Annotated in this window: 7 protein-coding genes; 6 read left to right on the forward strand and 1 reads right to left on the reverse strand. The window is 68.7% G+C overall.

What is annotated here, in order from left to right:
- The 6 genes from arc to prcA form a co-directional block, all read left to right on the forward strand.
- Window positions 1–947: proteasome ATPase (gene arc / locus GT030_RS34835; RefSeq protein ID WP_161204484.1), on the forward strand; the 947-nt coding region annotated here is incomplete at its 5' end.
- Between the two features lie 233 nt (window positions 948–1,180).
- Window positions 1,181–2,692 (forward strand): depupylase/deamidase Dop, encoded by a 1,512-nt coding sequence (dop, locus tag GT030_RS34840; RefSeq protein WP_346009813.1) that lies wholly within the window; start codon window positions 1,181–1,183, stop codon window positions 2,690–2,692.
- A 167-nt stretch (window positions 2,693–2,859) separates the two neighbouring features.
- Window positions 2,860–3,078, forward strand: coding sequence for a ubiquitin-like protein Pup (locus tag GT030_RS34845; protein WP_030812711.1), 219 nt, complete (start codon window positions 2,860–2,862; stop codon window positions 3,076–3,078).
- A 49-nt stretch (window positions 3,079–3,127) separates the two neighbouring features.
- A complete protein-coding gene (locus GT030_RS34850) occupies window positions 3,128–3,733 on the forward strand; it encodes an endonuclease VII domain-containing protein (RefSeq protein ID WP_161204485.1) in 606 nt (201 codons plus the stop codon).
- Entirely contained in the window at window positions 3,685–4,530 is an 846-nt protein-coding gene (gene prcB / locus GT030_RS34855) for a proteasome subunit beta (protein ID WP_161204486.1), read from the forward strand. The genes GT030_RS34850 and prcB overlap by 49 nt, the downstream gene beginning before the upstream one ends.
- A 66-nt stretch (window positions 4,531–4,596) precedes the next feature.
- A complete protein-coding gene (gene prcA, locus GT030_RS34860; RefSeq protein WP_161204487.1) occupies window positions 4,597–5,361 on the forward strand; it encodes a proteasome subunit alpha in 765 nt (254 codons plus the stop codon).
- A gap of 83 nt (window positions 5,362–5,444) precedes the next feature.
- Here the strand turns inward: prcA and GT030_RS34865 are convergent, their stop codons facing one another.
- Entirely contained in the window at window positions 5,445–6,461 is a 1,017-nt protein-coding gene (locus GT030_RS34865; protein ID WP_161204488.1) for a LacI family DNA-binding transcriptional regulator, read from the reverse strand.
- Window positions 6,462–6,535: the final 74 nt, after the last annotated feature.

Genomic DNA, 6,535 nt, shown 5'->3' on the forward strand with positions numbered 1-6,535 from the left:
CCCCCGGATGCGGTAAGACCCTGATCGCCAAGGCCGTCGCCAACTCGCTCGCCAAGAAGGTCGCGGAAGTGACCGGACAGGCCGCGGGCAAGAGCTTCTTCCTCAACATCAAGGGCCCCGAGCTGCTCAACAAGTACGTCGGCGAGACCGAGCGGCAGATCCGCCTCGTCTTCCAGCGTGCCCGTGAGAAGGCCAGCGAGGGCACCCCCGTCATCGTCTTCTTCGACGAGATGGAATCCCTCTTCCGCACCCGCGGCTCCGGCGTCAGCTCCGACGTCGAGAACACCATCGTCCCCCAGCTCCTCGCGGAGATCGACGGTGTCGAGGGCCTCCAGAACGTGGTCGTGATCGGCGCCTCCAACCGCGAGGACATGATCGACCCCGCCATCCTCCGGCCCGGCCGGCTCGACGTGAAGATCAAGATCGAGCGCCCGGACGCCGAAGCCGCCAAGGACATCTTCGGCAAGTACCTCACCGAGCGCCTCCCGCTGCACTCCGACGACCTCGGCGAGCACGGCGGCGACAAGGAGATCACCGTCCAGAGCATGATCCAGACGGCGGTCGAGCAGATGTACGCCGAATCCGAGGAAAACCGCTTCCTGGAAGTCACCTACGCCAACGGAGACAAGGAAGTCCTCTACTTCAAGGACTTCAACTCCGGCGCCATGATCGAGAACATCGTCGGCCGCGCGAAGAAAATGGCGATCAAGGACTTCCTCGACAAGAGCCAGAAGGGCCTCCGCGTCTCCCACCTCCTCCAGGCGTGCGTGGACGAGTTCAAGGAGAACGAGGACCTGCCCAACACCACCAACCCCGACGACTGGGCCCGCATCTCCGGAAAGAAGGGCGAACGGATCGTCTACATCCGCACCCTCATCACCGGAAAGCAGGGCGCGGACACCGGACGGTCCATCGACACGGTGGCGAACACCGGTCAGTACCTGTAAACGGCGGAGCGGCTGCGGATGCCCGCCACGGGCATCCGCAGCCGCTCGCTTTTCAGGCCACGACCGGAGCAGTCAATGACGGAAATGATCTCCCCACCAGTGCAAAGGCGTTCTAGGCTCTTTCCTACCGCCGAGTCGCGCAGTGCGGGGACGGGCACCGCACACGCACCGGAGCGCCAGCGGTACGCGAGCGGCATCCAAGACAGAGGGTGCCGCCGGGCAAGGAGGGCCGCATGACCGTACGGCGAGTAATGGGCATCGAGACGGAGTACGGCATCTCCGTCCCCGGCCACCCCAATGCCAATGCCATGCTCACCTCGTCCCAGATCGTCAACGCCTACGCGGCCGCGATGCACCGGGCCCGCCGGGCCCGCTGGGACTTCGAGGAGGAGAACCCGCTGCGCGACGCGCGAGGCTTCGACCTCGCCCGGGAGGCCGCCGACTCCAGCCAGCTCACCGACGAGGACATCGGCCTCGCCAACGTCATCCTCACCAACGGCGCCCGGCTCTACGTCGACCACGCCCACCCCGAATACAGCGCCCCCGAGGTCACCAACCCGCGCGACGCCGTCCTCTGGGACAAGGCGGGCGAACGCATCATGGCCGAGGCCGCCGAACGCGCCGCCGCGCTCCCCGGCGCCCAGCCCATCCACCTCTACAAGAACAACACCGACAACAAGGGCGCCTCCTACGGCACGCACGAGAACTACCTGATGAAGCGGGAGACCGCCTTCTCGGACATCGTGCGCCACCTGACGCCCTTCTTCGTCTCCCGCCAGGTCTTCGCGGGCGCCGGCCGCGTCGGCATCGGGCAGGACGGCCACGAACACGGCTTCCAGCTCAGCCAGCGCGCCGACTACTTCGAGGTCGAGGTGGGCCTGGAGACCACCCTCAAGCGGCCCATCATCAACACCCGCGACGAACCCCACGCGGACGCCGAGAAGTACCGCCGCCTCCATGCGATCATCGGCGACGCCAACCTCTCGGAGATCTCCACCTACCTCAAGCTGGGCACCACCGCACTGGTCCTCTCCATGATCGAGGAAAACTTCATCGCGGTGGACCTCGCGGTCGACCAGCCCGTCCGCACCCTCCACCAGGTCTCCCACGACCCCTCCCTCCGGCACCTGGTCACGCTCCGCAGCGGACGGACGCTCACCGCGGTGCAGTTGCAGATGGAGTACTTCGAGCTGGCCCGCAAGTACGTCGAGGAGCGCTACGGCGCCGACGCCGACGACCAGACCAAGGACGTCCTCGTCCGCTGGGAGGACACCCTCACCCGGCTGGAGAACGACCCCATGAGCCTGGCCGCGGAACTCGACTGGGTCGCCAAGCGGCAGCTCATGGAGGGCTACCGCCGTCGCGACGACCTCGACTGGGACGCGCCCCGGCTGCACCTGGTGGACCTCCAGTACGCCGACGTGCGCCCCGAGAAGGGCCTCTACAACCGCCTGGCCGCCAAGGGCCGCATGAAGCGGCTGCTGGACGACGCGGAGGTCGAGCGGGCGCGCACGAAGCCGCCGGAGGACACGCGGGCGTACTTCCGGGGGCGGTGCCTGGAGCAGTACGCGGACGACGTGGCCGCGGCTTCATGGGACTCGGTCATCTTCGACCTTCCCGGCCGCGATTCGCTCCAGCGGGTGCCAACCCTGGAACCTCTTCGCGGAACGCGAAATCACGTCAAGGAGCTGCTGGACCGGTGCCGGACCGCTGATGAGCTGGTCAGGGTGCTGTCCGGCAATTGAAACCCCGGTCCGGGGCTTTGATTCGGCTCCCTTCGCAGGGTGGAAATCCCGGCGTCAGGGAATCATCGAGATGGCCGCCGTACGTTCCTTGAACTACGGGGCCGATGTCGGACCCGGCTTGTAGGGTCTGATCATCAGCGAACGGCGAACTGAGCGGGGTGAGGGTTATGGCGACCAAGGACACCGGCGGCGGCCAGCAGAAGGCCACACGCTCCACCGAAGAGGTCGAGGAGCAGACCCAGGAAGCACAGGGCTCCGAAGACCTCAAGGAACGACAGGAAAAACTGACCGACGACGTGGACTCGGTCCTGGACGAAATCGATGACGTACTTGAGGAAAACGCCGAGGACTTCGTGCGCTCCTTCGTGCAAAAAGGCGGGGAGTAAAGGCAAATTGGCGACATCGCCTTCGAAGTAAAGGGTGCGGGGGAGTCGGGTGGTCGAGGAACCGAACGCGAAACGCTGCGGGAAGCGTGAGCGGAAGCTGCCTCCCGCAGCGTTTGCGCGGGACCGGAACCGGCGTGACGGCCTTCAGGTCTATTGCCGGGAGTGCGTGGCGGAATACGGCGCCGCGCACTACCGGCGCCGTCGGGAAGCCATGGGGAAGCCGGCTCGGGAAAAGGTGGACGTGCCGGCGGGGCACAAGCTCTGTCTGAAGTGCGGCGAGGTCAAACCGTGGGCCGAATGGCATCGCAACTCGTCCGCCTCGGACGGGCTGTCCACGCGCTGCAAGACATGCCGTGCCGCAGAGGGCCGTGCCGGTCATCTCAAGCGCAGCTACGGCATCACCGAGGCCGAACGCGACGCCATGGTCGCCTCTCAGCGCGGGCTCTGTGTGATCTGTCTGAATGCCCCGGCCGCACATGTGGATCACTGCCACAAGACGGGTAGGGTCCGTGGCGTACTGTGCTTCAACTGCAATTCGGCCATCGGCAAGCTGGGGGACGACCCCGGGGCCGTACGCCGGGCCGCCGCCTATCTGGAAGGAAACTCGTGGAAGCCAATACTCGTGGCACCGGGCGTCTACCAGCTGCCTTCCTGACGCCTGGGTCGTCCTCCTTCATGGACTTCCTGTCGGACCATCAGCCGGAGCTGCTGCCGGGCAAGCGGACGCTGCCGCCGGTGCAGGGCGTGATCGAGGCCCCGCACGGGACGACGATCGTGGCCGTGACGTTCCCCGGAGGCGTCGTCCTCGCCGGTGACCGCCGCGCCACCATGGGCAACGTCATCGCCCAGCGGGACATCGAGAAGGTCTTCCCGGCGGACGAGTACTCCGCGGTCGGCATCGCCGGCACGGCGGGCCTGGCCGTGGAGATGGTCAAGCTCTTCCAGCTGGAGCTGGAGCACTTCGAGAAGGTCGAAGGCGCGCAGCTGTCCCTGGAGGGCAAGGCGAACCGCCTGTCGACGATGATCCGCTCCAACCTCGGCATGGCCATGCAGGGCCTGGCCGTGGTCCCCCTGTTCGCGGGGTACGACCTGGACCGCGAGAGGGGCCGCATCTTCTCGTACGACGTGACGGGCGGCCGCAGCGAGGAGCACAACTTCGCCGCGACCGGCTCGGGCTCGGTGTTCGCGCGCGGTGCGATGAAGAAGCTGTTCCGTGACGACCTGACCGAGGAAGAGGCCGCCACCCTGGTGGTGCAGGCGCTGTACGACGCGGCCGACGACGACTCGGCGACCGGTGGTCCCGACGTCGCGCGCCGGATCTATCCGATCATCACGGTGATCACCGAGGACGGTTTCCGCCGGCTGACCGAGCAGGAGGCGTCCGAGCTGTCGCGCGCGGTGCTCCAGCGGCGGCTGGAGGAGCCGGACGGGCCGCGGGCCGCCCTGCTCTGAGCGGGCGCTCTCGGTCTTCGCAGTGAGGTGATCCCAGTGACCATGACAGAAAGGGACGGATAACCGGTGTCGACGCCGTTCTATGTCTCACCCCAGCAGGCCATGGCGGACCGCGCCGAGTACGCCCGCAAGGGCATCGCGCGCGGTCGCAGCCTGGTGGTCATTCAGTACGCCGACGGGATCGTGTTCGTCGGTGAGAACCCGTCCCGTGCGCTGCACAAGTTCAGCGAGATCTACGACCGGATCGGCTTCGCGGCCGCCGGCAAGTACAACGAGTACGAGAACCTGCGCATCGGCGGTGTGCGGTACGCGGATCTGCGTGGTTACACCTACGACCGTGACGACGTGACCGCGCGCGGTCTGGCGAACGTGTACGCGCAGACGCTGGGCACGATCTTCTCCTCGGCGGCCGAGAAGCCGTACGAGGTGGAGCTGGTGGTGGCGGAGGTCGGTGAGACGCCGGAGGGCGACCAGATCTACCGGCTGCCGCACGACGGTTCCATCGTGGACGAGCACGGGTCGGTGGCGGTCGGCGGCAACGCGGAGCAGATCAGCACGTTCCTGGATCAGCGGCACCGGGACGGGATGAGCCTGGCGGAGGCGCTGAAGCTGGCGGTGCAGGCGCTGTCGCGGGACACCAACGGCGGTGAGCGGGAGATTCCCGCGGAGCGTCTCGAGGTGGCGGTGCTGGACCGGACGCGGCCGCAGAAGCGGAAGTTCAAGCGGATCGTGGGCGGTCAGCTGTCGCGGCTGCTGGCGGCGAACGGTGCGACGACCGAGGCGGAGAGCGCGGACGATCCGGACGAGGCGTCCGGCTCCGAGAAGGAGTGAGGCGCGCGCTGCGCGGTGTTTGTTCAGGTGCCCTCGGCCGGTTTCCGGTCGGGGGCACTGTGTGTGGGTGGCGCGGGAGGGCCTCAGGAGGGCCGTGGCGGGGCCGTGGAGGCTCGTGGGATGAGCTGGACCGGGATGTCCCCGTGCGGGGGCTCGCGGCCTTCCAGGACGGCGAGGAGGGCCTCCATGCCGCGTTCCCCGAAGAGTTCGGCGTCGAGGCGGACGGTGGTCAGCTCGGGGTCGAGGGCGGTGGCGAGGGCGAGGTCGTCGAGGCCGGTGACGGAGAGGTCGTCGGGGATGCGCAGGCCGAGGCGGCGGGCGGCCTTGTAGGCGCCGGCGGCGAGTTTGTCGTCGTCGCAGACGATGGCGGTGGGGCGGGGGCCGGGCGTGGTGAGGGCGGTCTCGGTGGCGGCGCGGGCGGCGTCGATGGTGATGGGCGCGTGGGCGGTGGTGAGCCGGGTGCCGGGTGTGGCGGCGAGGCGGCCGGCGAGTTCGCGGGCGCGGATCTGGAAGGTCCAGGAGGGGATGTCGGCGGCGAGGTGGAGGAGGTGCCGGTGGCCGAGGCCGAGGAGGTGGTCGGTGACCTGGCGGACGCCGTCGGTGATGTCGAGGTTGACGGTGGCGGCGCCGAGGCTGCCGGCGGGGTCGCTGTCGAGCATGACGAGGGGGAGCTGGTCGCCGCTGATGGCGGTGAGGGCGTCGGCGGCCATGGAGGAGGCGATGACGCCGTCGAGGGCGGCCTGGGCGCTGGCGAAGGGGTCGCGGGCCGGGCCGACGCCTTCGGGGGAGGGGTAGAGGACGACGCCGAAGCCGTGCCGGGCGGCGACGCGGGCGGCTCCGGTGTAGACGCCGGCGAAGAATTCGGTGGTGAGGGCGGGGACGACGAGGAGGACGGTGCGGGTGTGGCCGAGGCGGAGGTTGCGGGCGGCGAGGTTGGGGCGGTAGCCGAGGTCGGCGGCGGCCTGGCGGACGCGCTGGGCGGTGGTCTCGGAGACGCGGCCGCGCCATTTGTCGCCGAGGACGAGTGAGACGGCGGCCTGGCTGACTCCGGCCGCGCGGGCGACGTCACGGCTGGTCGGGCGCGTGCTGCTGCGTGCCACCGCGGGCGTGCTCCTCTGGGTGCTGTGGGTGCTGTGGGTGCTGTGGGGGCCGGGTGCTGGGGGCCGGGTGCTGT

Origin of the sequence: Streptomyces sp. SID1328, assembly GCF_009865595.1 — a bacterium.
In the GTDB taxonomy this organism is placed as follows: domain Bacteria; phylum Actinomycetota; class Actinomycetes; order Streptomycetales; family Streptomycetaceae; genus Streptomyces; species Streptomyces griseoluteus.

Coding starts and splice junctions, on each gene's coding strand:
- dop (WP_346009813.1), top strand. CDS start 1,181: ATGACCGTACGGCGAGTAATGGGCATCGAGACGGAGTACGGCATCTCC.
- GT030_RS34845 (WP_030812711.1), top strand. CDS start 2,860: ATGGCGACCAAGGACACCGGCGGCGGCCAGCAGAAGGCCACACGCTCC.